The following is a 26,340-nucleotide window of genomic DNA, read 5'->3' as shown; positions in this document are numbered from 1 at the left end:
GCCGCCATACCATGACCCGCTCCCGCGCCACCGCCATCGGCTTTGTCGCCGTCCTGCTCTGGGCGCTGCTCGCCACGCTCACCGTCGGCTCGGCCCCGGTGCCGCCGCTGCTGCTGAACACCATCTGCTTCGCCATCGGCGGTGTGCTGGGGCTGATCTGGACCATGGCGACCGGCGGGCTGGCCCAGCTGCGCGCCGTGCCGCTGCCTGTCTATGCCTTTGGCACGCTAGGGCTTTTCGGCTACCACGCGCTCTATTTCTCGGCCCTGCGCCTGGCGCCTGCGGCCGAGGCCGGGCTCATCGCCTACCTCTGGCCGCTGCTGATTGTGCTGCTCTCGGGCCTGCTGCCGGGCGAACGACTGCGCGCCGCGCACCTGTTGGGCGCGGCTCTGGGCTTTGCCGGGGCGGCACTGATCATCAGCGGCGGCAGCACCGGGTTCCAGACGCAATACGCCGCCGGCTATGGGCTGGCCTTCGCCTGCGCGCTCACCTGGTCGACCTATTCTGTCGTCTCGCGCCGGTTTGGCACGACACCCACCGCCTCGGTCGCGGTCTTCTGTATCGCCACGGCGATCCTGTCGGCCCCGCTGCACCTGGCCTTCGAACAGACCGTCTGGCCCGTCGGACCTGCCGGCTGGGCAGCGACAATCGCTCTGGGGCTCGGCCCGGTGGGGCTGGCCTTCTATGTCTGGGACGTCGGCGTCAAACGGGGCGATATCCAGCTGCTCGGCACCAGCTCATACGCCGCGCCGCTGCTGTCCACTGTGCTGCTGGTCGTGTCCGGCCTGGCTGCGCCCAGTTGGTCGCTGGCCATCGCCGCCGTTCTAATCACCGGCGGCGCGCTGATCGCAGCGCGCGCCAGCTTCAGACGCGCCTAGTGCGATAGACGCTGAATCTCTTCCTTGAGCTTCAGTTTCTGCTTCTTCAGGGATGCCAGCACCAGCTGATCCATTCCCGGATGCCGCTGGGCGCTTTCTACCTCATTGCTCAGATGTTCGTGCTTTTTCTTCAGTTCGGTCAGGTGTGCGCTAAGGCTCATCACGATCCTCCTTTGAACAACTTGCAATTGTAGTTGAGCACATTCGTCCGAGTCTGTCACGCGCCCTGGAAAGATCATGGTCAACAAACTGTTACACTGGCGGTCTCCCGCTTAACCCTACGGCCAGGGCAGCGCCGCCGCATCGCGCTGCACCGCCAGGATCGCGGGGCTGTAATTCTTGCCGTTGCCCAGATGCATATCGTCCTGATGCAGCACCAGCGGCGCGTGCAGGCGAAAGGCCGCGCGCCCGTCCTTGCGCGCCCGCAGGATCACCAGTTCGGGCGCCCGGCCCGCGCGCGGGGCCAGCGGCAACAGCTCCAGCGACCCCAGCCGCCCGGCGCAGCCCGCCAGCATGTCGGGCACCCGGTCGGGCCGCTGGATCATGTGCAGATAGCCGCGCGGTTTCAGCCGCTTCGCCGCCGTTGCGATCCAGTCCGCCAGCGGCACCTGTTCGCCCAGCGCCCTCTGCCGCCCCGCATCGCTCGCCAGCGTATGCGCCCCGGCGCGGTAATAGGGCGGGTTGGTGATCACATGGTCAAAGTTCCGCCCCGCCAGGGCCCGCCCGCCATCGCCGGCATCGCCCAGAACCGGGTGAAAATCGACCCCGTTCTCACGCGCATTCCGCTCGGCCAGCTCGCAATACTCGGGCTGAATCTCCAGCCCGGTCACCCGCGCCCCCGGCACCCGCGCCAGCAGGCACAGCGCCGCGGCGCCCGCGCCACAGCCAAGGTCCAGCACCTCCTGCCCGTCCCGCACCGGCGCCGCCGCGGCCAGCAGCACCGGGTCGATCCCGGCGCGATACCCAAGCTTCGGCTGATACAGCCAGATCCGCCCGCGCAGAAAGGCGTCGCGGGTCAGCTCGTCTGCCGCGAAACTCACGACGACAGCGCGATGCCGTTGTCGCGCATCACCACCGCCGCGCGGTCGTAATCCTCGCTCCGCACCAGCAGCCGGCGCGGCAAGATGCCCAACCCTCCTTCGAGGACGCTCATGTTTACGTCCATCTCAAAGCAGTCTATATCCTCGCCCCGAAGAAGGGCCGAGGCAAAGGCAAAGATCGTCGGGTCGGTGCTGCGCAAGAGTTCCTTCATGACTGGGGATGTAAGGTCAGGTCCGGCGCCTTGTCGAGCCTTGAAGCGGAAGTTCGATGGACGTCGTGATAGCTCAGAAACCGCATGACAGGCTCGCCGCCCTGCTGGCCGAGGATCTGGCCGCAGTCAACGCACTCATCCGCGCGCGGATGGCCTCGGAACATGCCCCGCGCATCCCCGAGGTGACGGCCCATCTGGTCGAGGCCGGCGGCAAACGCCTGCGCCCGATGCTGACGCTCGCCGCCGCCCGGCTCTGCGGCTACAGCGGCGACGATCACGTCAAGCTCGCCGCCACGGTCGAATTCATCCACACCGCCACCCTGCTGCACGACGACGTCGTCGATGAAAGCCAGCAGCGCCGGGGCCGGCCCACGGCGAACCTGCTCTGGGACAACCAGTCCAGCGTCCTGGTCGGCGACTACCTCTTCGCCCGCTCGTTCCAGCTGATGGTCGAAACCGGCTCGCTGCGGGTGCTCGACATCCTCGCCAATGCCGCCGCCACCATCGCCGAGGGCGAGGTGCTGCAACTCACCGCCGCCCGCAACCTGGCCACGACCGAGTCGACCTACCTCCAGATCGTGCGCGGCAAGACGGCGGCGCTCTTCTCGGCCGCAACCGAGGTGGGCGGCGTCATCGCCAGCGCGCCCGAGGACCAGGTGCGCGCGCTCCACGCCTATGGCGACGCGCTCGGCATCGCCTTCCAGATCGCCGACGACCTGCTCGACTATCAGGGCGACAGCACCGCCACCGGCAAGAACGTCGGTGACGATTTCCGCGAAGGCAAGCTGACCCTGCCGGTGATCAAGGCCATCGCCGCCGCCGACGAGGGCGAACGCGCCTTCTGGCAGCGCGTCATCGGCACCGGCAAGCAGGAACCGGGCGACCTCGACACCGCGCAGGGCCTGCTGCGCCGCCACGGCGCGCTGGAGGCCACCCGCGCCGACGCCTTCGCCTGGGCCGACACCGCCCGCGCCGCCCTGGCCGCACTGCCCGAGGCCCCGGTGCGCGACATGCTCTCCGATCTCGCCGCCTATGTGGTCGACCGGCTGAACTAGCGCAGCACCGGTCCCGCCGCGCTCCACCATCCGGGATGCGCCCCGTCGATCCGCGCCCGCGCGGACTCCGCACTCCCCGGCGGATAGAGCGCGAAACAGGTCGCCCCCGATCCCGACATGCCGGCGAACAGGCAGTCGGTGCCGCGCAGCGCCGTCAGCACCTCGCCGATCACCGGCGCCACCGCCAGCGCCGGCGCCAGCAGGTCGTTGCGCTGCTCTGCCAGCCAGCCGGCGAAGTCGCCCGCATCGCGCCAGCGTGGCAACTCGGCCGGCATCGGCGGGTTGTCCCGCCGCTCCAGCCGCCGGAACACCTCGGGCGTCGGCACCGCGACGCCCGGATTGACCAGCACGATATCCATTTCAGGTAGGCCCGGCACCGGCGCGAGGTCATCGCCGATCCCCCGCATCCGCGCCGGATGCCCGGCCAGACAGGCCGGCACATCCGCACCCAGGCCCAGCACCTGCCGCTCGTCCGGCAGAGCGACGCCCCACAGCCGCGCCAGCGCCCGCAGCGCCGCCGCCGCATCGGCCGAGCCGCCGCCAATGCCCGAGGCCACCGGCAACCGCTTGACCAGCCGGATCGCCGCACCGCGCTCCGCACCCATCAGCCGCGCCGCCCGCAAGACCAGATTGTCGCCCTCGCCCGACAGCGCCGCCGCCTCCGGCCCCTCGACCGTCAGCGACAGCGCCCCGGCGGGCGCAACCGCCACCGTGTCGCCGATCCCGGCAAAGACCACAAGCGAATCCAGCAGGTGATAGCCATCGCCCCGCTGGCCGGTGACATGCAGTGTCAGATTGATCTTCGCCGGGGCGAAGACCTCATTTGCTGCCATTCGCAACCTTGAGCGGCGGTGCGCCTTCCTCGGCCAGCACCTTGTCCAGCCCGACCTCCAGCTTGCGCCGGATCCGGTCCGGGTCGGCCTCGTTGCCCGGATCGCTCAGGTCCACGAAGGACAGCGCGCGTCGCCACTGGAACCGCGCCTCGCGATAGCGTCCGACCGCCCAGAACACATCGCCCAGATGGTCGTTCACCACGGCGTCGACCGGCATCAGCTCGACCGCCTTCTCCATGTTCCCGACCGCCTCGTCATAGCGGCCCAGACGATATTGCACCCAGCCCAGCGAATCGAGGATATAGCCGCTGTCCGGCCGTGCCGCGACGGCCCGCTCGATCATGCCCAGCGCCTCTTCCAGGTTCTCGCGCCGCTCGACCATCGAATAGCCGAGATAGTTCAGCACCTGCGGCTGCTCGGGGTTCAGCTCCAGCGCATGGCGCAGGTCGGCCTCGGCCTTGTCCCAGTCCTTCAGCCGCTCCTGGCTGATCCCGCGGGCATAAAGCAGGAACCATTCGCCCGCCGCGCCCTCTTCGGTGAACTCGATCGCCTTGTCATAGGCGCGCACCGCAGCCTCGTATTTCTCCTGCTGGCGATACAGATCGCCCAGCGCCGAAAAGACCATCGGCTGCGACGGGACATCCAGGCTCAGCCGCTCCAGCACCTCGATGGCCGCATCGGGCTTGGCCGCGCGGCGCAGCGCCTCGGCGCGGCCCAGTTCGGCGGCGCTGTGCTCTGGGCTGTCCGCCGGCACCTGGCGATAGGTCGCCACGGCAAGATCGTATTGCTTGATGTTGTCCAGCAGTTCCGCGCTCACCAGCAGCGCGTCGATATGGCCGGGCCGCAGATAGCCGGCGATCCGCGCATAAACCAGCGCATAGTCGTCCGAGCTCTCGCCCATCAGCGCCTGCCCGATCGAGAAGAACACCTCCGACATCCCGTCCTGCACCGAGGTCACGATGTCAAAGGGCAGCGTCTCGCCCGCGGCCAGCCGGTCGGCGATATTGGTCAGGCCCGGATCGAACCCGGCGTTGAACGCCTCGGCCAGCACGTCCAGGGCCGTCTCGTTCTTGCCCAGCTGCGACAGGATCTCGGCGCGCGCGATGGCCGCCCGGCGGCTCATCCGCGACAGCGCGCCGTTGCCTGCGGCAAAGATCGCCTCGGCCCCTTCGAAATCGCCCGCGTTCGCCAGTGCCAGCGCCTTGTGATACATGGCGAAATTGCGCAGCCCGTTCTGCTTGGCCACATCGTCGAAGGCCGCCTTCGCCGCCTCGGTGTCGCCCTTGCCCATCAGCGCCCAGGCCTTCAGCAGCCCGTCCACCAGCGGGCCGATGCCCAGCGTCTCGGGGTCGCGCGCCAGCAGGCCGTCGTAATCGCCCTTGGCGATCAGGCTCGACACCATGACCATATGCGCCACCTGGCTGCGCTGCCCCCGCGCCTCCATCAGCTCGGCCACCGGCAGCGCCCGGTCGATCTGGCCCAGCGCCAGCTGCGCCAGCACCACATTGTCCATCAGCTGCGGATTGTCCCGGTCGCGCGCCAGCGCGCGCGAATAATAGGTCGCCGCCGCGTCGAAATCGCTGGTGAACAGCGCCTGCCGCCCGGCGAGATAGGCGCCCGAAGCGGATTCGGCCTGCAGCGAAAGGGGGAGTACCGTCGAAAACACGGCGGCCAGCGCTGCCGCCTTGGATATTGCCTTGATCACGCGACTACCTCGGATGATGGACAGGTCGCTTTCAAGCTAAGCCCTTGCAACCGGACAGGCAATGCCGGGCGCCGAAAGCCGCCGACAAGGCGTGTGGTTTTTGCCTAAAATCCGCGTGAACAGGGAATTGTTGCCGCCGTCAGGGCAAACCCTGCGGCGGCGCCAGTCTCACATGTTCGGATAGTTCGGCCCGTCGCCGCCCTGCGGCGTGGTCCAGACGATGTTCTGCGGCGGATCCTTGATGTCGCAGGTCTTGCAGTGCACGCAGTTCTGGAAGTTGATGACGAACTTCGGATTGCCCGCGTCATCCTCCACGAACTCATAGACCCCGGCCGGGCAATAGCGCTGCGACGGCCCGGCGTATTTCGCCAGATCCACCTTCACCGGCACCTCCGGATCCTTCAGCGTCAGATGCGGCGGCTGGCTTTCCTCGTGGTTGGTCATCGAGAAGCTGACATTGGTCAGCCGGTCAAAGCTCAGCTTGCCATCGGGCTTGGGATAGTCGATCGGCGTGTGCTGGCTCGCCTCCTCGGTCGCGGCCGCGTCGGTCTTGCCGTGCTTCTGGGTGCCGAACAGCGAAAAGCCAAAGGTATTGGTCCACATGTCGAACCCGCCCAGGCCCAGGCTCGCCAGCAGCCCGAACTTCGACCAGAACGGCTTTACGTTGCGGACCTTCTTCAGGTCCTGCCCGATCGCGCCGCCGCGCACCTCGGTCTCGTAGTCGGTCAGCTCGTCGCTGGCCCGCCCCGCCTGGATCGCCGCATAGGCCGCCTCGGCCGCCGCCTTGCCCGACAGCATCGCATTGTGGTTGCCCTTGATGCGCGGCACGTTGACCATGCCGACCGAACAGCCCAGCAGCGCCACGCCCGGCGCAACCATCTTCGGCATCGACTGCCAGCCGCCCTCGCTGATCGCCCGCGCGCCATAGGCCACGCGCTTGCCGCCCTTCAGCAGCTCGGCCACCATCGGGTGGTGCTTGAAGCGCTGGAATTCCATGTAGGGGAACAGGTAGGGGTTCTTGTAGTTCAGGTGGACCACGAAACCGACGTAGACCTGATTGTTCTCAAGGTGATAGATGAACGACCCGCCGCCGGCATTGCCGCCCAGCGGCCAGCCCATCGTATGGGTCACCGTGCCCTCGCGGTGCTTGGCCGGGTCGATCTCCCAGATCTCCTTCATGCCCAGGCCGAACTTCTGCGGGCAGTGGCCCCTGGACAGGTCGTATTTCGCGATCAGCTGCTTGGCCAGCGACCCGCGCACGCCCTCGGCGATGAAGACATACTTGCCGTGCAGCTCCATCCCGGGCTCATAGTTCGGGCCCATGCTGCCATCGGCTTCCTTGCCGAACTCGCCGGCCACCACGCCCTTGACCTCGCCATTCTCGCCGTAAACCATCTCCGAGCAGGCCATGCCCGGAAAGATCTCGACGCCAAGCGCCTCGGCCTGTTCCGCCATCCAGCGGCAGACGTTGCCCATCGACACGATATAGTTGCCGTGGTTGTTCATCAGCGGCGGCATCGGCCAGTTTGGGATGCGGATCTTGCCCGCCTCGCCCAGCATATAGAAGTTGTCCTCGCGCACCGGCACGTTCAGCGGCGCGCCCTTCTCTTTCCAGTCAGGGATCAGCGCGTCCAGACCGCAGGGGTCCAGCACCGCACCCGACAGGATATGCGCCCCGACTTCCGAGCCCTTCTCCAGCACCACCACGTTCAGGTCGGCGTCCAGTTGTTTCAGCCGGATCGCCGCTGACAGGCCCGCCGGCCCCGCCCCGACGATCACAACGTCGTATTCCATTGCTTCGCGTTCGACTTCGGCCATTTCGGGCTCCTCTGGTGGCTGGAGGCGCAATTTTGTTTCGCGGCTAATACCTTCTGCCGAAGGCCGCGGTCAATCGCAACCGGGCGTTACGTGCGGTCGGTCGCTTTCGCATCCGACATCATCTCGGTCAGCGTGCTCGCGCGCGCGGCATCCTTGGCATAGCGGAACGTTCCGTGTTCCAGAACCTCGTCCGCCGCGCGCATCAGCGCGCCCAGCGCCGCCCGGGCAAAGGATCCGCCGACGCTGATCCGCTTGACCCCCGCCTCGGCCAGCTCGCTCACCGTGAAGGTAGGGCCGACCAGCCCCATGACCACGTTCACCGGCTTGTCCACTTCGCGGCACAGCGTGCGGATATCGTTGATGTCCGACAGCCCCGGCGCGTAAAGCACATGCGCCCCCGCCTCGGAATAGGCCTGCAACCGCTCGATCGTGTCCTTCAGGTCGTGCCGCCCCCAGAGAAAGTTCTCGGCCCGCGCGGTCAAGAGGAACGGCTTGCCCCGCGTCGCATCCGCGGCGGCGGCCACCCGCTCGGCGGCCAGCATGGTCTCATAGATCGGCGCATGGGGGTGGCCCGTGGCATCCTCGATCGACCCGCCGACCAGCCCGACGCCCACCGCCAGCTCGACCGTCTCGGCGCAGAGCTCGGGGGCAAAGCCGAACCCGTCCTCCAGATCGGCCGACACCGGCAGATGGGTCGCCTCGACGATCTGGCGCGCGTTCTCCAGAATCTCGGCCCGCGTCAGCCCGGCATGGGAATCGCGCTTGCCCACCGAAAAGGCGTAACCCGCGCTTGTGGTGGCCAGCGCCTGAAACCCCATCTGGGTCAGGATCCGCGCCGTGCCCGCGTCCCAGGGATTGGGCATGACGAAAGCGCCCTTGTCCCAGTGCATCGCCCGGAAGCGCTCGAATTTCGCCTGCTGCATATCCGTCATCCCGCCCGATCTCCCCTCGGTTCGTCCTGCGGTGCCTCCAGGCTGTCGCCCAGCAGAAAGCGCGGACCCTCACCAAGATCCGCCGCACCGTCGTCCGGGTTATAGATGGCGCATCGGTCCAGCGAAAGGCAACCGCAGCCTATGCATCCGTCAAGTTTTTCCCGCAGCGCGGCCAGCCCGGCCATCCGCCGGTCGATCCGGTCGCGGAACCCCTCGGCCAGCCGCGTCCAGTCGTCCCGCGTCGGCGTGCGCCCCTGCGGCAGCGCGTCCAGCGCCGCCCGGATCTCGGCCAGGCCAAACCCCAGCCGCTGCGCGATCATCACGAAGGACAGCCGCCGCACGTCGCCCCGCTCGAACACCCGCCGTCCGCCCCGGTCGCGCCCGGGCCGCACCAGCCCCTCGGTCTCGTAGAACCGGATCGCCGACACGCTCAGCCCCGTCCGCTCGGCCACCCAGCCAATCGGCAGCCCCTTGATGTTCTTTGCCAATGCCATGTTTTCAAACCACTCTTTATTCTTGACCTAAACCTTACTTGAGATCGGAAAGTGACTCCATCGAAAACACGCCCAAAAGGAAAACCCATGGCCCAACTCGAACACGCCAACATCACCGTCTCCGACAGCAAGGCCACCGCCGCCTGGCTGTGCGAGGTCTTCGGCTGGCGCATCCGCTGGCAGGGTCCGGCGATGCAGACCGGTTTCACCGTCCACGTCGGCACCGACCAGGGCTATCTCGCCCTCTTCAGCCACGCCGGCGCGAAACCCTCGCGCGAAGACAGCTACCGCACCGTGGGCGGGCTGAATCACGTCGCCGTCTTCACCGACGACATCGACGCCGTGGAAGACCGCGTGCGCGCCGCCGGATTCACCCCCGGAAACCACGCCTCCTACGCCCCCGGACGGCGGTTCTATTTCGACGATTCCGACGGGATCGAATGGGAGGTCGCCAGCCATCAGCAATGATTTGCCGCCGTGGCCCCTTGCATTTTGGCCCGGCATTGAGTCTCTTGTAATGCGATTCCAGCGGCAGCCCCGGCGCACCATGCGGCGGGGCGCCGGTTTTTGTAGTAGACGAGGCCAATGGACAAGATCCCGATGACCCCCGCCGGCCATGCTGCGCTCGAATCCGAGCTCAAGCAGCTGAAGTCGGTCGAGCGCCCCGCCATCATCGCGGCCATCGCCGAGGCGCGCGAACATGGCGATCTGTCGGAAAATGCCGAATACCATTCCGCGCGCGAAAAGCAGTCCTTCATCGAAGGGCGCATCAAGGAACTCGAAGGCGTGCTGTCGCTGGCCGAGGTCATTGACCCCGCCAAGCTCTCGGGCCCGATCAAGTTCGGCGCGACCGTGACCCTGGTGGACGAGGACACCGACGAGGAACGCACCTGGCAGATCGTGGGCGAGCATGAGGCGAATATCGAAAAGGGCCTGCTCAACATCAAGTCACCCATCGCCCGCGCCCTGATCGGCAAGGCCGAGGGCGATTCCGTCGAAGTCCGCACCCCCGGCGGCGAGCGCTCCTACGAAGTACTGAAAATCGTCTTCGGCTGAGCGGGGGAAGGCCATGTCCACCCCCGAGCGCAACCCGCAAGACCCCCAGTCGACCCCGCTGGGCATCTACGACCGTCCGCAAAGCCCCGCGATCACCGGGATCGAGGTGGTCGCGCTGATCGTCTCGGTCATCTGGGTCGGCGGCACTCTGATCTTCTTCATGCTGGTGCCCGAGGACAGCCGCCCGAGCTTCGACGGCATGCGCTTTCTGGTCACGTTGCTGACCATCTTCCTGCCCGTGGCGATCATCTGGGTCGCCGCCACCGCCGCCCGCTCGCAGCGCGTCTTCCGCGAGGAAAGCGCCCGCCTCCAGGCCGCCATCGACGGCATCCGCCAGGCCTATGTCGCCCAGTCGCAGCGCAACGCGATGGGCTCCGAGATTTCCGTCGCCAAGAAGCTGGACGAGATCGCCGCCTCCACCCGCAAGGCCGAAACCGCGCTCGCCACCTTCACCACACGGCGCGACCGCGCGCCCGCGCCCCGGCCTCAGGCCCCCGCCGAACCGGCCGAGGATCAGGGAATGCTGGCGCTCGGCACCCCCGCCGAGGCGCTGGCCCAGCCCCCCGCGACCGAGGATTTCGTCCGCGCGCTCAACTTCCCGGAAACCGCCGAGGACGAGGCCGGCTTCGCCGCCCTGCGCCGCGCCATGCGCGACCGCCGGACCGCGCAGATCATCCAGGCCAGCCAGGATGTGCTGACCCTGCTCAGCCAGGACGGCATCTACATGGACGACCTGCGCCCCGACATGGCCCGCCCCGACGTCTGGCGCCAGTTCGCCCAGGGCACCCGCGGCCGCGCCGTCGCGGCGCTTGGCGGCGTGCGCGACCGCACCTCGCTGGCCCTGACCGCCGGCCGGATGAAACAGGACCCGATCTTCCGCGACGCCGCGCACCACTTCCTGCGCCTCTTCGACCGGATGATCGCCCAGTTCGAACAGACCGCCACCGACGCCGAAATCCAGGCCCTCGCCGAAACCCGCACCGCCCGCGCCTTCATGCTGCTCGGCCGCGTGGCGGGGACGTTCGACTGAGGGCCTGCACACCGGCGGCTTACGCCGCCTTCTTCGCATACTTCGACAGATGCGCTTCCAGCACCACGCGCAGTTCCTTGCGGAAGGCGTCCATGTTCTCGTCGATCAGATCGTCAAAAATCGCATCCACCTTGCCCGACTTGACGATCACCTTCACCGCCTCGTCGACCAGGCTCTTGCCGTCGTTCAGCGCGGCGGGCACCGACTGGATCCAGCCGATCAGCACATCCTCGATATAGCGGACGACCTTCCCGGTCTGCAGAAGCTTGTGCAGCAGCCCGTTTCCGGCGCGCACCAGGAACTTGCTTGCCGCCTCCATCAGCACCCGCTCCTGAATCGCCAGGATATGGATGGTGCCCTTTTCCGTCATCCCGGGCAGGATCTTCTCGCAGGCGATCTCCAGCTCTTTCATGAACACCCGTCCGCCCAGCCCCTTGGCCAGACGCGCCGCCTGAGTGCGCAGCAGGGTGTTGTTGGTCAGCGCCTTCACCAGCGGGCCCTTCAGCATCGGCATCAGCTTGCCGAGGATCCCCGCCGCGATGGCCCCGGTCGCCGCATTGGCCGCAAAGCGCTTGCCGATCTCGGCGGCCGACATGGTCTTCATGCCGTTCGCCGCCAGCCCGACGTTCTCGCCCCCGTCGTACAGCAGCCCGACCCCCGCCGAGGACGCCGCGCCGACAACCACCGCCGCCCCCAGGGTCGCCGGTGCCGCGATCGTCACCGCCGCCAGCACGCCGCAGAACTTGCCCACCTCCTTGACCCCGGTCAGCACGGTGACCGTGCCCTCGGCGGTGCTGATCAGCCCCTCGATCCAGTTGTGCACATCGTTGGTATACTTGGCGATTTCCTTCTCGCAGACCAGCGCCGCCGCAGGAAAGCCCTTGTAATCCCGCGCGTTCACCACCTTTTTCAGGGCCTTGTAGGCCGCCTGCGCCACCTTCCAGCCGTTCTTCGGCTCGTCGACCGAGCTGATCGTGCCGACCACCGAGGCGACAAACCACTGATCCTCGTTGATCTTCAGCTGGGCATCATGGCGCCCGACAGCATAGTTGTAATTGATCCGCTGCCGCTCCAGGAACTGGTCCATCTTTGCATGGACGTCCTTCTGGAGGGCTTTGTATTCCTTCTCGTCCAGAACCACCTCGCCCTTCGGCCCCTTGACGATATAGACCTTGCCCTTGGGGTCCAGCACCCAGACGGTCTCGCCCTTGGCCAGCGCCTCGCCCTTCTTCAGGCGCGCGGCGATCTTCTTGTTGCCATCGTATTGCAGGATCGCCTTCGGATCCCGGTTCTTGTAGCGCTTGGCAATGGTGTCGAGCGTATCGCCGTCCTGGGCCTTGATGGAAATCCACATGCCGTGTTCCTCGTGTCGGTCCCTGACCGGACAGGCCCCTGCGCGGCAACGCAGGCCAGTCCCAGGGGGGTGCGGGTTCGATGCTTCCACAGACACCAGACACGGAACAGGCCCGCCCGTCTGTGACCCGCTTCACACGGGCGGACTCAGAGCCCGAAACTGCCCCAGGGCAGGAACCGCACGGGATCGCCGGGGCGCACATGCACCGCCCCGTCCGGCAGCTCGACCAGACCCTCCGCCCAGCTCAGCCCGCTGATCCGCCCCGACCCTTCCGAGGCAAAGACCTCCACCCGCCCCTCGCGGATGCGCGCGCGCAGATACTCGCGCCGCCCCGGCTTCTTGCGCTTCTCGAAACCCGCGGGCACCTCGAACCCCTGCGGCGCCGCCCATCCCTGCCCGGCCAGCAGCCCCAGCGCGGGCCGCGCGAAGACCAGCGTGCAGACCAGCGCCGCCACCGGATTGCCCGGCAGGCCGAAGACCGGCGTGCCGTCCCACAGCCCCAGCGCCAGCGGCCGGCCCGGCTTCACCGCGATGCGCCATTCCTGCATCGCCCCGGCCTCGGTCAGCAGGGCGCTCACGTGGTCCTCGTCCCCGGCCGAGGCGCCGCCGCTGGTCAGGATCGCCTCCGCCCCCTGCGCCGCCGCGTCCAGCCGCGCGCGCAGGGCGGCGCGGTCGTCGGGCACCCGGCCCATGTCGACCGCCTCGAACCCCCAGCGCGCCAGCAGGGCCAGCAGCATCGGCCGGTTGGCGTCGTAGATTTGCCCCGGTCCCGCCGCCTGACCCGGCTCCACCACCTCGTCGCCCGTCGACAGCACCGCCACCCGCAGCCGCGCGCGCACAGCCACCCGGTCCAGCCCCACCGCCGCCATCAGCGCCAGATCGGCAGGCGTCAGCACGCGCCCCGCCGTCAGCGCCACCGCCCCGGCGGTCACGTCCTCGCCCGCCCGGCGCGTGTTCGCCCCCTGCTTCAGCGGCCCGTGAAAGGCGATGGCCTCAGGCGACGCCGCCACATCCTCCTGCAGGATCACCGTATCGACGCCCTCGGGCAGCGCCGCGCCCGTCAGCACCCGCACGGCATGGCCCGCTGGCACCGCGCCCGCAAAGGGCACCCCCGCCGCCGCCCGCCCGGCCACCAGCGGCAGGCGGTGCTCGCCCTCGTCCCGCGCCCCGGCAAAGCCATAGCCATCCACCGCCGTATTGGGCTGCGGCGGGTTCGACCGCAGCGCCACCGCCTCCTCGGCCAGCACCCGCCCCGCCGCCTGCGCCAGCGGCACGCGCTCCACCGCCGTCACCGGCCCCAGCCGGTCGCGCAGCAGCGCCAGCGCCTCGTCCACCGGAGTCCAGTCGATCCCCGGCGGCAGGGCGAAACAGTCGTTCTTCAGCGGCGGCGCCCCGGTCATGCCGCCATCTCCACCGCACCCGGCACACCCAGGATCCATCCTTCCTCGGGCGCATGAATGTCCAGCAACCCGGCCAGCGCCGCCGGAGCCATCCCCGCCAGCGCCTCCGCCACATGCCGCACCTGCCAGGCATCCCGGATCCATCCCTCCGGCACCGGTGGCATGTCCAGCGAGGGCCAGATCTCCAGCAGCGCCACCGGTCTGTCCAGCGCCTCGAACGGCCAGACCGCCACCTGCCCGGCAAAGCGCCGCCGCAGCCGGGCCAGCATCGGCAGGCCCATCATCACCTGACTGCCAACCGCCCCGGCACCGGACATCTGCCAGCAAGTGAAACTGCCCTTCGCCAGATGCTCCACCGCCCGCCGCTCGGGGAAGGGGTTGCGATACCCCGCCTTGGTGCGCGGCAGCCCTGCGATCTCGCGCTTCAGCCCGTTGCCCCAGAACGGACCGTGCCCGCCAAACCGCCGGTTGATCTCGCCCGCCAGATCGAACCGGTTGTTGCCTCCCGGCGCATCCTCGATCCGCGCCGCGAACCAGTCCCACAGCGCCAGCGGCCCCGCCACGCCCAGCGCCCCGGCAAAGCCCGCCGGATAGCCGAAGGGAAAGTCGAACCCCAGCGCAAGCCGCCGCCCCGCCGCCAGCTCGCCCTCGATCAGGTCGCAAAGCCAGTCCTCGGCCACCTGCCGGTTGCGCAGATAGACCGGCGCCGCGCCATCCGCACAGGCCCAGATCGCATCCCGCTTGGGCGTCGCGCCCCGGTCGTTCCCGCCCGACCAGTCCACCATCACGAAGCGGTCGAACCTCACAGCCCCACCTCCCGCAGGATGAACCCGGCGATCCCCGCGATATCGTCCAGCGCAAAAACCGGCCGGTCCAGCGCAACCGCCACATCCGCCGCCACCGCCCTGATGCTCGCATCCTCGCGCGCGATCAGAGGCGACCCCGTCACCGCGCGAAACGCCTCGACCTTGGGATGGCGTTCGCGCTTGTAACCCTCGATCAGCACCAGATCGACCGGCGCCAGCCGCGCCAGCAACTCCTCCAGCGGCGGTTCCGGTGCGCCGCGCAGCTCGGTCATCAGCGCCACCCGCGCGTGCGAGGCGACCAGCACCTCGCGCGCGCCCGCCTCGCGGTGCCGCCAGCTGTCGCGCCCCGGATGGTCCACGTCAAAGGCGTGGTGCGCGTGCTTGACGGTCGACACGCTGAAGCCGCGTCCGGTGATCTCACTCACCAGCCGCTCCATCAGCGTGGTCTTGCCCGCGTTCTTCCAGCCCGTGACACCATAGAGCCTCATCCCGCCAGCCGCTCCGCCTCGGCCAGATCCTCGGGCGTGTTGACGTTGAAGAACGGGTCGAAGGGCGCGGTCGGAAACTCCGCCACCCGGCCGCCATGCCCGTCGGTCCACAACACCACCTTGCGCAACCCGCCCTCCAGCGCCGCCCGCAGATCGTCGCGCAGCGCCACCGGCCACAGCCCGAAGGTCGGATGCCGGTTCAGCCGCCCGCCCTCGCGCGTCGCGGCCAGCACCAGCGGATGCGCCATCCCCTCGCCCGCCAGCAGCAGGCGCGGCACCAGATCCTCGGGAAAGAACGGCGTATCGGCCGCCGCCGTCACTATGCTCTCGGCGCCCTGCGCCGCCGCCCAGTCCAGCCCCGCCAGAACCCCCGCCAGCGGCCCGGCATAGCCCGCGACGCTATCCGCCAGCACCGGCAGCCCCAGCCCGGCGAACCGCCCCGAATCGCCATTGGCATTCAGCGCCAGCGCGGCCACCTGCGGCTCCAGCCGCCCGATCACCCGGCCCAGCAGCGTCTCACCGCCCAGCGACAGCAACCCCTTGTCGCCCCCGCCCATGCGCGTGGCCAGCCCGCCCGCCAGGATCACGCCGAGGGGGTGTTGCATCACGCGTTGGCCTCGGCATGCCAGCGAAACAGCTGCGCCTTAACTGCCTCTAAATCGCCAGCCAAGGCAAGGATCCGGTCTGGAAAAGCGAAACCCGTGTCCCCGTAAATAGCGATGGTCAGCCCCTTCGCGGACCGAAGAGACGAAATATCACGCCAATCGGTAAATGAATGGCTGCGGTCATTCGAGAACCGGATGCCATCGCTGGAAAGCGCGACGTGTTGGCCGCGCATCAAAGCACTTTCAAGCTTTTTTCTCATGGGGAGACGGCGCAATACTCTGCCGCCCAGGAGAACAAGCACGATGAACAGCAAAGCCAGAGCATTATAGAGAAAAAGACGCTCGGAGAAGCGAATTCCAGCCAGCCGCAAGATGGCTGCCGAAAGGAAAAAGCCCGCAACGGCAATGCTGAGGCCAATAACAAAGCCGTGCAATTCAACCACCCAGCGCCATAGTGCCGGGTATACGGCAACCCGAATGAGCTTTGCGCCGCGAACGGCTTCTTTCTCCGTCAGGTCATAGTCGAACGCATAGCTCATTCCGCCGCGCTCTTCCGCCGGTGCTTCCGCTCTTCCTCGGGCACCGCGCTCGGGTCGGCGTCCCAGACCAGCCGCTCGGCGCCCGACAGGCAGACGAACCGCTGTCCCCGCATCCGCCCGATCAGCGTCAGCCCCACCTGCCGCGCGATCTCCACCCCCCAGGCGGTAAATCCCGACCGCGAGGCCAGCACCGGAATCCCCATCATCGCCGTCTTGATCACCATCTCGGAGGTCAGCCGCCCGGTGGTATAGAGGATCTTGTCCGCCGCCCCCTCGCCCGTCTGCACCATCCAGCCGGCGATCTTGTCCACCGCATTATGGCGCCCGACGTCCTCCATATAGACCAGCGGCCGGTCCTGCCGGCACAGCACCGTGCCATGAATCGCCCCCGCCTCCAGGTAGAGCGAGGGCGTCCGGTTGATCTTGGCCGACAGCGCATAAAGCCACGAGGTGCGCAACTCGCCCGCCGGCAGGGTCACGCCCTCCAGCCCCTCCATCATGTCGCCAAAGACAGTGCCGACGGCACAGCCAGAGGTGCGCGTCTTCTTCTTCAGCTTCTCCTCGTAGGACGTCTTGCGCCTGGTGCGCACCACGACGGTTTCCAGTTCCTCGTCGTAATCGACGCCGGTCACCACGTCGTCCGCCAGCAACATCCCCTGGTTCTTGAGGAACCCCAGCGCCAGATATTCGGGATAATCGCCGATGGTCATCGCCGTCACGATCTCCTGCGCGTTCAGGTAGATCGTCAGCGGCCGCTCCTCGACCACCGCCAGCGCGGTCGGCGCGCCGGTCTGGTCCAGCCCCTCGACCGCGCGCGTCAACCGCGGCGCCGAGGGATCGGGCGCGATCAAGAAATCCTCAAGGTCCAGCCCCGTCGCCAATTGCAACCCCTCCAGATCACCGATAGTCCGGTCCGGCGCAGTCTAGGGACAGTCCATGCCATCGGCCACACCCAAATCGTATTTCTGGAAGGCCGTCCGCGACAGCGTCCCCTTCGTCTTCGTGGCCGGCCCCTTCGGTCTGCTCTTCGGCGTGCTCGCCGCCGAAGCCGGGCTGAAGCTGGTCGAGATCATGACCTTCACCGTCACCGTCTTCGCCGGCTCGGCCCAGTTCACCGCCCTGCAACTGCTGCGCGAAGAGGCGCCGACGCTCATCATCCTGGCCTCCGCCCTGGCGGTGAACCTGCGGGTGGCGATGTATTCCGCCTCGCTGACGCCCTATCTCGGTGCCGCCCCTCTCTGGCAGCGCATCTTCGCGGCCTATCTCACCGTCGACCAGTCCTATTCGCTGGCCATCGTGCAATACGAGAAAGAGCCCGAGATGACCCTGCAACAGCGGGTGGCCTATTTCTTCGGCACCAACGGACTGATCGCTCCGATCTGGTTCGGCACCACGCTGGCCGGCGCCCTGCTCGGCGCGCAGATCCCCGACTCCTGGGCGCTCGACTTCGCCCTGCCCATCGCCTTCCTCGCGATGATCGCGCCGATGCTGCGCACCCCGGCGCATGTGGTCGCGATGCTGGTCTCGATCATCGTCGCGATCCTCGCGGTCGGCATCCCCTATAACCTCGGCCTGCTTGTGGCCGGGCTCGCCGGCATGATCGCCGGCGCCCAGGCCGAGCTCTGGCTCGCCCGCAAGGGAGCCCTGACATGACCAATTCCGGCGTCCCCTTCGATCCGGTCACGCTCTGGACCGTCATCATCGGCATGGCCGTGGGCAGCTTCGCGCTGCGCTTCATCTTCATCGGTCTGGTCGGCAGCCGGGCGATGCCGCCCTGGCTGCTGCGCCACCTGCGCTACACGGCGGTGGCGATGCTGCCCGCGCTGGTCACGCCGCTGGTGATCTGGCCCTCGGCCACCGGCGGCCACCCGGACGCGCCGCGCCTGGCCGCGGCCGCGGTCACGCTGGCCATCGGTCTGTGGACAAAGAACGTGATCGCCGCCATCGCGGGCGGCGCGGCCACGCTCTACCTGCTGCTCTGGTTACTCGGTTAGCGCCGCGTTCGACTTGGCGATGCCGTCCTTCAGGTCGGCGCTGTCACCCTCGTAATAGGTGTCCGTCACCACCCCAGGCAGCTGCGCCACCTGGTCGCGCAGATTGGTCGGATAGAAGGTCGTCTTGATCCCTTCGAACCCCGGCACGCGGCTCAGCAGGGACGAGGTCGCATTGGCGCAAAAGGCGCCGGGCACCGCGCCATTGGACAGCGCCAGCCGATAGGCCGTCTCGGCCTGCTCGGGCGTCACGTCGATCTTCTGGCTGACCACGCTGAAGGTGCTGCGCGCATGGGCGCTGCGATAGCCCGCCTCGACCGCCGGAGTGATCCCGAACAGAACGTCGTCGCGCTCGGGCACGACATCCACCTTGAACGATCCCGCCGGGTCGAAGATCACCCGCTCCGACGCATTGATCATCAGCGCCGAATGCCCGCCCGCGCCGGTCCGGTTGTTCACCATCGTGTAGAGCGTCAGCGACGGATGCGACGGATCGCTGTAGCGCACGCGCGCAATCGTCGCGTCGTCGGCATAGGGTTGCTTGGCGGCGCAGCCGGCCAGCGCCACCGCGACGGTGGCTGCCATCAGGAAACGGGTGAACATGGAAACGGTCCGGATCAGGTGATGAAGATCGCCATCCAGACGACAAGCACAAGGATCACGATCACCGCGCGGGTGACGAACTTCATGAACCCGTCGAAAGTGGCGGTCTGGTCCGTGATGTCCATCTCGCCATGTTTGTATTCGGCCATCTTCGCGCTTTCCGTTTGACTTGCTTTGCCGCTGGATAGCGGATTCGAACAGCGGTGTCACCCGGTCTGTTCGTCCTGCGGCGAGGCGCCGCCGTCCTCCAGATGTTCCGCCAGCCGGAACCCGATCCGCCGCGCCTGGCCTTCCGCCTTCGGCTTGGACACGGCGCGCAGCATTACGTTCAGCTGGCTCACATGCTGCACCATCTGGGTGCGCGCGCCGTCCAGATCGGTGCCGTAGAAGGTCAGCATATCCGGGTCGAAATAGCCCATCCCCTCGATCCGCAGCACCCCGGCCTCGCTGCCGGTGAACCCCATCGCCACCTCATGCTCGCCATCCAGCTGCTTCTCGAAGTTCTGGATATAGAGGATCAGCCGCTCATAGGCCCATTGCGCCGCGCTCTTGCCGGTCACCGGGCGGTTCAGCACCTCGGGGACGCAGTCCAGCCCCTCGCAACTCGCGTCCTCCGCATGGACCTCGTAGAGGCGCGGCAGGGTGGCGGCCTCCTCGGCCTCGGCGGCGGTGGCGATGTCGGTCTCGGGGATCTGGGTCAAGGCTCCGGCTCTCACGTCTGCTGTCTGGGTCTCGCCCGGGCGGGGGCACGCCAGTGCTACCCGCTTCGCCCGCGCGCCGCCACCGCCTTCGCGCCGCTGCCGGCTCAGATCCGCTGATACAGCCAGGCCCCGTCCTGCCGGCGCGTCCGCTGCACCGCCCCGGTGCGCCACAGGTGGTTCATATGCGCCACCGCCTCGACCAGCGCGAGGCCATAGATCTCCACCCCGATCGTCCGCTTGAACAGCGTCGCGAAACAGTCGGCGGCAGTGTGCGGCTGCTCCAGGAACGCGGTCAGCCGCTCCAGCGCGCCATGATGGTTGTCGATCAGCTGATGCAGCCGGAACGGCAGCCCGGTGAACGGCAGCTTGTGCCCGCCCAGCACCAGATGATCCTCCCGCGCGAAGGGCAGGAACTTGTTGCAGCTGTCCAGCCACCCCTGCAACGGATCGGCCTCGGGCTCGGTCGCATAGACACCGATGTTCGGGCTGATCGACGGCAGGATCTGGTCGCCCGTCAGCACCAGAGTGTCGTCCCGGCTCCAGAAGGTCGCATGTTCCGGCGCATGGCCGTCGCCGGTGCGGATATCCCAGGTGCGACCGCCCATGCGGATCGTCTCGCCCTCCTGCATCCGGGTGAACCCCAGCGGCATGTGATGCACGACATCGGCAAAGTTGAACGGCTTCTCGCCCGCGCGCTGTTCCAGGATCTCCGGATCCATCCCCGCGCTGCGCCAGAAGGCCAGCGTCTCGGGTACCGGCAGCGGCGGGTGATCCAGCAGCAGCATCCGCGCGAACAGCCAGGCGGTGCGGGTCGACAGCAGTTCCGCGCCGAACTCGGACTGGAACCACCCGACATTGCCGATATGGTCGGGATGGTGATGCGTCATCACCACGCGGCGCACCGGCTTGCCACCCAGCACGCCCCGCATCAGCGCCTCCCACATCTCGCGGGTCTTGCGCGATCCGAAACCGGTGTCGATCACCGTCCACCCGTCGCCGTCGTCCAGCGCATAGACGTTGACGTGATCCAGCTTCATCGGCAGCGGCAGGCGGATCCACAGCACGCCCGTCGCCACCTCGGTCCACTGGCCCGGCTCGGGCGGCGTGTCCCAGGGATAGCGCAGCGCGCCCTTGCGCGGATCCATATCCAAGGCTCAGGCCGCCAGATCGTCGAGGCTGAGGTCGTAGAGCCCCCCGGCCCCCGCCTGCGCATGGGCCAGCAGCCCCGCATGCTCGGGCAGCAGCCGCTCGATGTAGAAGGCCGCCAGCCGCGCCCGCGCGCTGCCCGGCTCCGCCTGGGCCGCGGCCAGGTGGTAATGCCCGCCCAGCACCCGCGCGAAGGCGCGCAGATAGGGCACCGCGCCGGCGAAGCGGTCGTTCATCTCCTTGCGCCCGTTCAGCCAGTCGGTCGCCTCGCGCAGGCTTTCCGCCGCCTGCCAGACCGCCTCGGCCAGTTCGGGCAGATCGGCCCGCGCGGTCTCGGCATGGGCCTCGATCTCGTCCAGCAGCCGATGCGCCGCCTCGCCGCCGTCCATCATCTTGCGCGCCACCAGATCCATCGCCTGGATCCCGTTGGTGCCCTCGTAGATCGCCGTCACCCGCACATCGCGGTAATACTGCGCCGCCCCAGATTCCTCGATGAACCCCATGCCGCCGAACACCTGCTGCGCCATCTCGGCGACATGCATCCCGGTCTCGGTGCCCCAGGCCTTGGCAATCGGCGTCAGCAGCGCCGCGCGCGCCTTCCACTCGGCCTCGCCCGTCGCCGTGGCCATGTCGATCGCCCCGGCACAGGCCAGCAGGATCGCCCGCGACGCGAAAAGCTCGGCCCGCATCGTGGTCAGCATCCGCCGCACATCGGCATGTTCGCCGATGGTGCCCGTGCCCCCGACCTTGCCCTGCTTGCGCTCGCCCGCATAGGCCAGCGCGTGCTGATAGGCGCCCTCGCCCGCGCCCACGCCCTGCCCGCCGACACCCAGCCGCGCGTTGTTCATCATGGTGAACATCGCCGCCATGCCGCCATGTTCCGCGCCCACCAGCCAGCCGGTCGCCCCGTCATACTGCATCACGCAGGTGGGCGAGCCGTGCAGCCCCATCTTGTGCTCCAGGCTGACCACCTTCAGGCTGTTGGCCTTGCCGGGGTTTCCGTCCGCGTCGGGGATATACTTCGGCACCAGGAACAGGCTGATCCCCTTGGTGCCCGCCACGCCATCGGGCAGCCGTGCCAGCACCAGATGGCAGACGTTCTCCGCAAAATCGTTGTCGCCCCAGCTGATGAAGATCTTCTGACCCGAGATCGCATAGGTCCCGTCGCCGTTCGGTTCCGCCTTGGACGACAGCGCCCCCACGTCCGACCCGGCCTGCGGCTCGGTCAGGTTCATCGTCCCCGACCACTCGCCGCTGATCAGCTTGGGCAGATACAGCTCCTTCAAGGCCTCCGAGGCATGGGCCTCAAGCGCCTCGATCTGGCCCATCGACATGAGCGGCGCCAACTCCAGCGACAGGCAGGCGCCCGACATCATCTCGTTGACCGCCGTCAGCAGCGTGATCGGCAGCCCCATCCCGCCATGCTCCTCGGGCGCGCTGATGCCGATCCAGCCGCCCTCGGCGATGGCCTTCCAGCCCTCGGCATAGCCGGGCGAGGTGCGCATCACCCCGTTTTCCAGCCGCGCCGGATGCAGGTCGCCACTGCGCTGCAGGGGCGCCATGACCTCCTCGCACATCTTGCCGGCCTCGCCCAGGATCGCGCTCACCGTATCCGCGCTGGCCTCGGCAAAGCGTTCGGTCGCGGCCACGCGGTCAAAGCCGACGACATGGCGCAGCAGGAATTCGAAATCGGAGACGGGGGCGCGATAGGGCATGGGGCAAACCTCGGCAGACGAAACGCGGCGGACGGCACAGCCTTGGCTTTGCCGCACCGCACCTTTATGGGACAGCAACCTTCGAACTTCTAGCCCGTCCGGCCCCCAGGCCCCGTTCAGAACGCCGCGTCACCCGTGATGACCCACGCCGCCCTCCGCCTTGGCGCCACCCCCGCCGACCTCGCCCACGCCGCCAGGCTGCTGGCCGATGGCCGGCTTGTCGCCTTTCCGACCGAGACGGTCTACGGCCTCGGCGCCGACGCCCGCAATGGCGCAGCGGTCGCCGCCCTCTACGCCGCCAAGGGCCGCCCAAGCTTCAACCCGCTGATCGCGCATCTGCCCGACACCGCCGCCGTGCGCCGCCACGTCATATGGACCGATACGGCCGAGCGCCTCGCCGCCGCCTTCTGGCCCGGCCCGCTCACGTTGGTGCTGCCTCTCGGCCCCGATCACGGCATCGCCGGGCTGGTCACCGCCGGCCTGCCCACGCTGGCCGTGCGCGTGCCCGCGCATCCGACCGCGCAGGCCCTGCTGCGCGCCTTCGGCGGCCCTGTCGCGGCGCCCTCGGCGAATCCCTCGGGCCGCATCAGCCCCACCACCGCCGGCCACGTCCTCGCCGGCCTCGGCGACCGCATCGCCGCCGTGGTCGATGACGGGCCCTGCGCGGTCGGGCTCGAATCCACCATCGTCGGCCTCGACGGCCCGCCGACGCTGCTCCGCCCCGGCGGCCTGGCGGCCGAGGCGATCGAGGCGGTGCTCGGCGCGCCCCTCGCCCGGCCCGCGCAGACGGAAACGCCCACCGCACCGGGCCAGCTGCTGTCCCACTACGCCCCCGCCGCCACGGTCCGGCTGAACGCAGAGGCCGCCAAGCCCGGCGAGGTACTGCTCGGCTTCGGCCCGATGGCCTGCGACCTCAACCTGTCCGCGACCGGAGACCTGGCCGAAGCCGCGGCCAATCTCTTCACCCACCTGCACAGCCTCGACGCGACGGGCCGCCCCATCGCCGTCGCCCCGGTCCCCGACACCGGCCTCGGCCGCGCCATCAACGACCGCCTCCACCGCGCCGCCGCACCAAGGCCCTGAGCGCGCGCAGCGGCCGCCCGCGCCCAGCGGCATCGGCCCCGGCTGCCCGGCCCGGCCTCACCGCCCATCGCTCATCGCTCATCGCTCATCGCTCAAAGCGTCACGAGCCAACGAGCCACTAAAAATAGCGAATAAAACCCCCGCCCGCGTTCAACACCCGTTATCCGACTCACCCTACCCTCGAGGGCGGTAGGGAGGGGCGTCATCGGCCGGACGCTACTCCAGCCCGTCCAGCAGTTCCGCCGCCGTCCGCCAGGCGATCTGTTCCCGCTCCGCCTCCGAGATCCGCGCCGGGGCCAGCGCCACCTCCCACGGGTCGTCGTGAAAGATCGGATAGTCCGACCCCAGCATGATCCGCTCGGCCCCGTACAGCGCCACCGCTGCCTCCAGCGCCCGCGGCCCCAGAGAGGCGCAGTCGTACCAGATCCGCCGCAGCTGCGAAGTCGGAAACGGCTCTCCCGGATTGCGATGGCGCGCCACCGCCTCCAGCCGTTCAAACACGAAGGGCAGCGTGCCGCCCAGGTTCACCACCTGGAACCGAATGCCCGGATAGGCGTCCAGCATCCCGCCCAGCACCACCGTCAGCGCGCTCTGCGCCGCCTGGGCCTGCAGCTGGATGACCGAGGTGCGATACTGCGGGAAATCCGCCGCCAGCGGTGCCGGCGCCTGCCCGGCCATCGGCCCGGGATGCAGCATCACCAGACACCCCTCCGCGCTCGCCGCCTCCAGCACCGGCGCCAGCCGCCGCGCATCCTCCAGCGTGTTGAAATAGTCCGACGGCAGGATCACCCCCGGCAGCCGCAGCTCGCGCCGCACCCGCCGCAGTTCGCGCGCCGCCAGCGCCATATCCGCCAGCGGCAGCCCGGCGAGGCCCGTCAGCCGATCCCCCTTCAGCCCCGCCAGATGGTCGTTGAAGGCCGCGATCGGCCCCGCCACCTGATCGGCCGGCAGGGAATCGACGCAGAGCGCGCCCGGAAAGGTCAGCATGCGCCGGGTCAGCCCGGTCTCGGCCATCCTGGCCAGCCCCACCCCGACGTCATGATGCGCCGGCGTGAAGGGAAATTCCCCGTTCATCGCCATCATCACCCGCCCGCCGTCCGCGCCCGCGCGCAGGCACGGCCGTGCCTGTCGCGCGGCAAGAAAGTCGACCAGCCCGCCGCCGTAATAATGTGCATGCATGTCGATGCGCTGCATCATCCGCCCCTTGCCCTCTTTAGCTGAACTAAAGCATATGCTAATACCAAGCTCAAGCATCCGCAGCCCAAGGTTTCGCCCATGTCGTCAGCCGGCTTCATCCGCAACACCTGGTATGTCGCCGCCCGCAGCGAGGACATCACCAACAGCCTGAAACCGCTGAGACTTCTGGGAGAGGATCTGGTCTTCTTCCGCCGCACCGACGGAACGGTCGCCGCGCTCGAGGACGCCTGCCCGCACCGCAAGCTGCCGCTCTCCATGGGCCGGCTGGAAGGCGAGCGCGTGGTCTGCGGCTATCACGGGCTCACCTTCGACGGCACCGGCACCTGCGTCGCCGCCCCGACCCAGCCCGACGCCGTGCCCCGCCGCGCCCGCGTCGCCGCCTATCCGGTGGCCGAACGCTATGGCTTCGTCTGGATCTGGATGGGCGAGGCCGACAAGGCCGACCCGGCCCAGATCATCGAGATCCCGCATTACGACGACCCCACCTGGGGCAAGACCCGGCGCGGCGCGCTCGACATCGCCTGCCATTACCTCTGGGTGACCGACAACCTGCTCGACCCCTCTCACGTCGCCTGGGTGCACGTCACCTCCTTCGGCGGCGCCGGCACCGACAACCGCCCGCTCGAGATCACCGAAGAGGGCGACCGCCTCACCGTCTGGCGCTGGATCCTCGACGCCCCGCCGCCACCCTACTACAAGCCGATCCTCAACTACCCCGGCAACTGCGACCGCAAGCAGCACTACGAATGCCGCCTGCCCTCCACCGCCGTGAACATGTCCGTCTACACGCCCGCCGGCCTCGGCGGCGCCGACAAGCCGCTGTCGGACAAGGCCTTCCTCAACATCTCCTACAACTTCATGACCCCGGTCGACGACGACCACACGCTCTATTTCTGGTTCCAGCACAGGAACGCCCGCGCCGACGACGAGGCGATCAACCAGCAGATGTTCGCCGGCGCGACCATGGCCTTCAACGAGGACAAGGACGTGCTGGAAGCCGTGCACAGGGGCATGAAGGCGCCCCGGACCCCCGCCCTGAACCTCGGCTTGGACGCAGGCGCCATGCGGTTCCGCCGGATGGTGGAGCGGGCGATTGCGGCGGAGGCGGCGAGCGGGTAGGCCCTGTGGCCGCTTTGAGGCCAAAAGAACCTTGTCTACGCCTCTGAGTCGAAGCATCATTCGCGTATGGCAATTGACCCTCACGACGCAAAGGCCCTGTCGAATATTGACGAGTATGGGTGTCACATTATCCACGTCTTTGAAGACGAGGAGGGACCAAGGTTCACCTATTCTGTCGGTATAGAGAAGACGTCAAATCAACCCGAACTGATTGTCACTGGCCTCAAGCGCGAACTCGCGCATTGGATTGTCAACGAGTACAACGACAGGGTGCGGAAGGGAGAAGTTTTTCAGCCGGACAAAGCCTATTCGGGCTTTCTGGACGGACATGACGTGATCTTCAAGTTGATGTCCAAAGATCTTTATCCCGAGTATCTCGGCTGGGATATTTGGCTGTATGGCAATCATGATTTCCGGACGTTTCAGATGATATGGCCAAGCACCAGCGGCAAATGGCCTTGGGACGCCGACGCGGCTCTGTTGCACAAACCGGCTGAACGCCGAGCTTCCCCTTTCCCCGGGCGGACTTATCCCACAGCT

At 68.1% G+C, this 26,340-nt stretch carries 31 protein-coding genes; 10 read left to right on the top strand and 21 right to left on the bottom strand.

What is annotated here, in order from left to right:
- Nucleotides 1–11 precede the first annotated feature (11 nt).
- Complete coding sequence (yddG, locus tag ACFO5X_RS21335; protein ID WP_380722344.1) at nucleotides 12–878, top strand: aromatic amino acid exporter YddG; 867 nt, start codon at nucleotides 12–14, stop codon at nucleotides 876–878.
- On the opposite strand, the gene ACFO5X_RS21330 is transcribed toward yddG, so the two are convergent.
- The 3 genes from ACFO5X_RS21330 to ACFO5X_RS21320 form a co-directional block, all read right to left on the bottom strand.
- Entirely contained in the window at nucleotides 875–1,039 is a 165-nt protein-coding gene (locus ACFO5X_RS21330) for a YdcH family protein (protein ID WP_380721123.1), read from the bottom strand. The two genes, yddG and ACFO5X_RS21330, sit on opposite strands and share 4 nt — an antisense overlap.
- Nucleotides 1,040–1,156: 117 nt before the next feature.
- Entirely contained in the window at nucleotides 1,157–1,918 is a 762-nt protein-coding gene (locus tag ACFO5X_RS21325; RefSeq protein WP_380721120.1) for a tRNA1(Val) (adenine(37)-N6)-methyltransferase, read from the bottom strand.
- On the bottom strand, nucleotides 1,915–2,130 hold the full coding sequence (locus ACFO5X_RS21320) for a putative signal transducing protein (RefSeq protein WP_380721117.1): 216 nt from the start codon (nucleotides 2,128–2,130) through the stop codon (nucleotides 1,915–1,917). The genes ACFO5X_RS21325 and ACFO5X_RS21320 overlap by 4 nt, the downstream gene beginning before the upstream one ends.
- Nucleotides 2,131–2,186: 56 nt before the next feature.
- Between ACFO5X_RS21320 and ACFO5X_RS21315 the strand changes: the two genes are divergently transcribed.
- Nucleotides 2,187–3,185, top strand: a complete 999-nt coding sequence (locus tag ACFO5X_RS21315) for a polyprenyl synthetase family protein (protein WP_380721110.1) — start codon at nucleotides 2,187–2,189, stop codon at nucleotides 3,183–3,185.
- On the opposite strand, the gene ACFO5X_RS21310 is transcribed toward ACFO5X_RS21315, so the two are convergent.
- From ACFO5X_RS21310 to soxR, 5 genes are all read right to left on the bottom strand, one after another.
- Nucleotides 3,182–4,018, bottom strand: coding sequence for a 4-(cytidine 5'-diphospho)-2-C-methyl-D-erythritol kinase (locus tag ACFO5X_RS21310; RefSeq protein WP_380721107.1), 837 nt, complete (start codon nucleotides 4,016–4,018; stop codon nucleotides 3,182–3,184). The genes ACFO5X_RS21315 and ACFO5X_RS21310 overlap by 4 nt on opposite strands.
- The gene (locus tag ACFO5X_RS21305; RefSeq protein ID WP_380722342.1) at nucleotides 4,005–5,720 is read right to left on the bottom strand and encodes a tetratricopeptide repeat protein; all 1,716 of its coding nucleotides are present in this window, start codon (nucleotides 5,718–5,720) and stop codon (nucleotides 4,005–4,007) included. Before ACFO5X_RS21305 ends, ACFO5X_RS21310 begins: the two co-directional genes overlap by 14 nt.
- A 171-nt stretch (nucleotides 5,721–5,891) precedes the next feature.
- Complete coding sequence (locus tag ACFO5X_RS21300) at nucleotides 5,892–7,541, bottom strand: electron transfer flavoprotein-ubiquinone oxidoreductase (RefSeq protein WP_380721103.1); 1,650 nt, start codon at nucleotides 7,539–7,541, stop codon at nucleotides 5,892–5,894.
- A gap of 86 nt (nucleotides 7,542–7,627) precedes the next feature.
- The gene (locus tag ACFO5X_RS21295; RefSeq protein WP_380721100.1) at nucleotides 7,628–8,473 is read right to left on the bottom strand and encodes an isocitrate lyase/PEP mutase family protein; all 846 of its coding nucleotides are present in this window, start codon (nucleotides 8,471–8,473) and stop codon (nucleotides 7,628–7,630) included.
- A complete protein-coding gene (soxR, locus tag ACFO5X_RS21290) occupies nucleotides 8,470–8,967 on the bottom strand; it encodes a redox-sensitive transcriptional activator SoxR (RefSeq protein ID WP_380721097.1) in 498 nt (165 codons plus the stop codon). Before soxR ends, ACFO5X_RS21295 begins: the two co-directional genes overlap by 4 nt.
- 87 nt (nucleotides 8,968–9,054) lie before the next feature.
- Here soxR and ACFO5X_RS21285 point away from each other — a divergent pair, with 87 nt between their 5' ends.
- The 3 genes from ACFO5X_RS21285 to ACFO5X_RS21275 all read left to right on the top strand — a co-directional run bounded on the left by ACFO5X_RS21285 (nucleotide 9,055) and on the right by ACFO5X_RS21275 (nucleotide 11,053).
- Nucleotides 9,055–9,435 (top strand): VOC family protein, encoded by a 381-nt coding sequence (locus ACFO5X_RS21285; protein ID WP_380721094.1) that lies wholly within the window; start codon nucleotides 9,055–9,057, stop codon nucleotides 9,433–9,435.
- Between the two features lie 117 nt (nucleotides 9,436–9,552).
- Nucleotides 9,553–10,023: a transcription elongation factor GreA gene (gene greA / locus ACFO5X_RS21280; RefSeq protein ID WP_380721091.1), complete on the top strand. Its 471-nt coding sequence runs from the start codon at nucleotides 9,553–9,555 to the stop codon at nucleotides 10,021–10,023.
- Between the two features lie 13 nt (nucleotides 10,024–10,036).
- On the top strand, nucleotides 10,037–11,053 hold the full coding sequence (locus ACFO5X_RS21275) for a hypothetical protein (protein ID WP_380721089.1): 1,017 nt from the start codon (nucleotides 10,037–10,039) through the stop codon (nucleotides 11,051–11,053).
- A gap of 19 nt (nucleotides 11,054–11,072) precedes the next feature.
- Here the strand turns inward: ACFO5X_RS21275 and ACFO5X_RS21270 are convergent, their stop codons facing one another.
- The 7 genes from ACFO5X_RS21270 to ACFO5X_RS21240 all read right to left on the bottom strand — a co-directional run bounded on the left by ACFO5X_RS21270 (nucleotide 11,073) and on the right by ACFO5X_RS21240 (nucleotide 17,132).
- Nucleotides 11,073–12,407, bottom strand: a complete 1,335-nt coding sequence (locus tag ACFO5X_RS21270) for a hypothetical protein (protein WP_380721087.1) — start codon at nucleotides 12,405–12,407, stop codon at nucleotides 11,073–11,075.
- 146 nt (nucleotides 12,408–12,553) lie between these two features.
- Nucleotides 12,554–13,807, bottom strand: a complete 1,254-nt coding sequence (locus tag ACFO5X_RS21265; protein WP_380721084.1) for a molybdopterin-binding protein — start codon at nucleotides 13,805–13,807, stop codon at nucleotides 12,554–12,556.
- On the bottom strand, nucleotides 13,804–14,613 hold the full coding sequence (locus tag ACFO5X_RS21260) for a molybdopterin guanine dinucleotide synthesis (RefSeq protein WP_380721081.1): 810 nt from the start codon (nucleotides 14,611–14,613) through the stop codon (nucleotides 13,804–13,806). The genes ACFO5X_RS21265 and ACFO5X_RS21260 overlap by 4 nt, the downstream gene beginning before the upstream one ends.
- Nucleotides 14,610–15,101: a molybdopterin-guanine dinucleotide biosynthesis protein B gene (gene mobB, locus ACFO5X_RS21255; protein ID WP_380721078.1), complete on the bottom strand. Its 492-nt coding sequence runs from the start codon at nucleotides 15,099–15,101 to the stop codon at nucleotides 14,610–14,612. The genes ACFO5X_RS21260 and mobB overlap by 4 nt, the downstream gene beginning before the upstream one ends.
- Entirely contained in the window at nucleotides 15,098–15,706 is a 609-nt protein-coding gene (mobA, locus tag ACFO5X_RS21250; RefSeq protein ID WP_380721075.1) for a molybdenum cofactor guanylyltransferase MobA, read from the bottom strand. Before mobA ends, mobB begins: the two co-directional genes overlap by 4 nt.
- Nucleotides 15,706–16,245: a hypothetical protein gene (locus ACFO5X_RS21245; protein ID WP_380721072.1), complete on the bottom strand. Its 540-nt coding sequence runs from the start codon at nucleotides 16,243–16,245 to the stop codon at nucleotides 15,706–15,708. Before ACFO5X_RS21245 ends, mobA begins: the two co-directional genes overlap by 1 nt.
- Nucleotides 16,242–17,132 (bottom strand): formate dehydrogenase accessory sulfurtransferase FdhD, encoded by an 891-nt coding sequence (locus ACFO5X_RS21240; RefSeq protein ID WP_380721067.1) that lies wholly within the window; start codon nucleotides 17,130–17,132, stop codon nucleotides 16,242–16,244. The genes ACFO5X_RS21245 and ACFO5X_RS21240 overlap by 4 nt, the downstream gene beginning before the upstream one ends.
- A gap of 49 nt (nucleotides 17,133–17,181) precedes the next feature.
- Between ACFO5X_RS21240 and ACFO5X_RS21235 the strand changes: the two genes are divergently transcribed.
- Both ACFO5X_RS21235 and ACFO5X_RS21230 read left to right on the top strand, forming a co-directional pair.
- A complete protein-coding gene (locus tag ACFO5X_RS21235) occupies nucleotides 17,182–17,898 on the top strand; it encodes an AzlC family ABC transporter permease (RefSeq protein WP_380721064.1) in 717 nt (238 codons plus the stop codon).
- Complete coding sequence (locus tag ACFO5X_RS21230) at nucleotides 17,895–18,239, top strand: AzlD domain-containing protein (protein WP_380721061.1); 345 nt, start codon at nucleotides 17,895–17,897, stop codon at nucleotides 18,237–18,239. Before ACFO5X_RS21235 ends, ACFO5X_RS21230 begins: the two co-directional genes overlap by 4 nt.
- Here the strand turns inward: ACFO5X_RS21230 and ACFO5X_RS21225 are convergent.
- From ACFO5X_RS21225 to ACFO5X_RS21205, 5 genes are all read right to left on the bottom strand, one after another.
- Nucleotides 18,228–18,839 (bottom strand): hypothetical protein, encoded by a 612-nt coding sequence (locus ACFO5X_RS21225; RefSeq protein ID WP_380721058.1) that lies wholly within the window; start codon nucleotides 18,837–18,839, stop codon nucleotides 18,228–18,230. The two genes, ACFO5X_RS21230 and ACFO5X_RS21225, sit on opposite strands and share 12 nt — an antisense overlap.
- Nucleotides 18,840–18,853: 14 nt before the next feature.
- Nucleotides 18,854–18,988 carry an aa3-type cytochrome c oxidase subunit IV gene (locus tag ACFO5X_RS21220; protein WP_380721055.1) on the bottom strand — a complete coding sequence of 45 codons (135 nt, stop codon included), beginning with the start codon at nucleotides 18,986–18,988 and terminating at the stop codon, nucleotides 18,854–18,856.
- 57 nt (nucleotides 18,989–19,045) lie between these two features.
- Nucleotides 19,046–19,531: a DUF6173 family protein gene (locus ACFO5X_RS21215; protein WP_380722340.1), complete on the bottom strand. Its 486-nt coding sequence runs from the start codon at nucleotides 19,529–19,531 to the stop codon at nucleotides 19,046–19,048.
- A 113-nt stretch (nucleotides 19,532–19,644) separates the two neighbouring features.
- Entirely contained in the window at nucleotides 19,645–20,685 is a 1,041-nt protein-coding gene (locus ACFO5X_RS21210; RefSeq protein ID WP_380721052.1) for an MBL fold metallo-hydrolase, read from the bottom strand.
- A 9-nt stretch (nucleotides 20,686–20,694) separates the two neighbouring features.
- Nucleotides 20,695–22,401 (bottom strand): acyl-CoA dehydrogenase, encoded by a 1,707-nt coding sequence (locus tag ACFO5X_RS21205; protein ID WP_380721049.1) that lies wholly within the window; start codon nucleotides 22,399–22,401, stop codon nucleotides 20,695–20,697.
- Between the two features lie 138 nt (nucleotides 22,402–22,539).
- Here ACFO5X_RS21205 and ACFO5X_RS21200 point away from each other — a divergent pair, with 138 nt between their 5' ends.
- Nucleotides 22,540–23,484, top strand: coding sequence for an L-threonylcarbamoyladenylate synthase (locus ACFO5X_RS21200; RefSeq protein WP_380721046.1), 945 nt, complete (start codon nucleotides 22,540–22,542; stop codon nucleotides 23,482–23,484).
- Between the two features lie 216 nt (nucleotides 23,485–23,700).
- Here ACFO5X_RS21200 and ACFO5X_RS21195 read toward each other — a convergent pair whose 3' ends face one another.
- Complete coding sequence (locus ACFO5X_RS21195) at nucleotides 23,701–24,678, bottom strand: amidohydrolase family protein (RefSeq protein WP_380721043.1); 978 nt, start codon at nucleotides 24,676–24,678, stop codon at nucleotides 23,701–23,703.
- An 81-nt stretch (nucleotides 24,679–24,759) separates the two neighbouring features.
- Between ACFO5X_RS21195 and ACFO5X_RS21190 the strand changes: the two genes are divergently transcribed.
- Both ACFO5X_RS21190 and ACFO5X_RS21185 read left to right on the top strand, forming a co-directional pair.
- Complete coding sequence (locus tag ACFO5X_RS21190; RefSeq protein ID WP_380721040.1) at nucleotides 24,760–25,800, top strand: aromatic ring-hydroxylating dioxygenase subunit alpha; 1,041 nt, start codon at nucleotides 24,760–24,762, stop codon at nucleotides 25,798–25,800.
- Nucleotides 25,801–25,866: 66 nt separating this feature from the next.
- Nucleotides 25,867–26,340: DUF4262 domain-containing protein (locus ACFO5X_RS21185; protein ID WP_380721037.1), on the top strand; the 474-nt coding region annotated here is incomplete at its 3' end.

Source organism: Seohaeicola nanhaiensis, from assembly GCF_042654245.1.
Classification (GTDB): Bacteria; Pseudomonadota; Alphaproteobacteria; order Rhodobacterales; family Rhodobacteraceae; genus Seohaeicola_A; species Seohaeicola_A nanhaiensis.
Note: the sequence above shows the minus strand (reverse complement) of the source record. Positions and strands in the feature narration are given on the sequence as shown.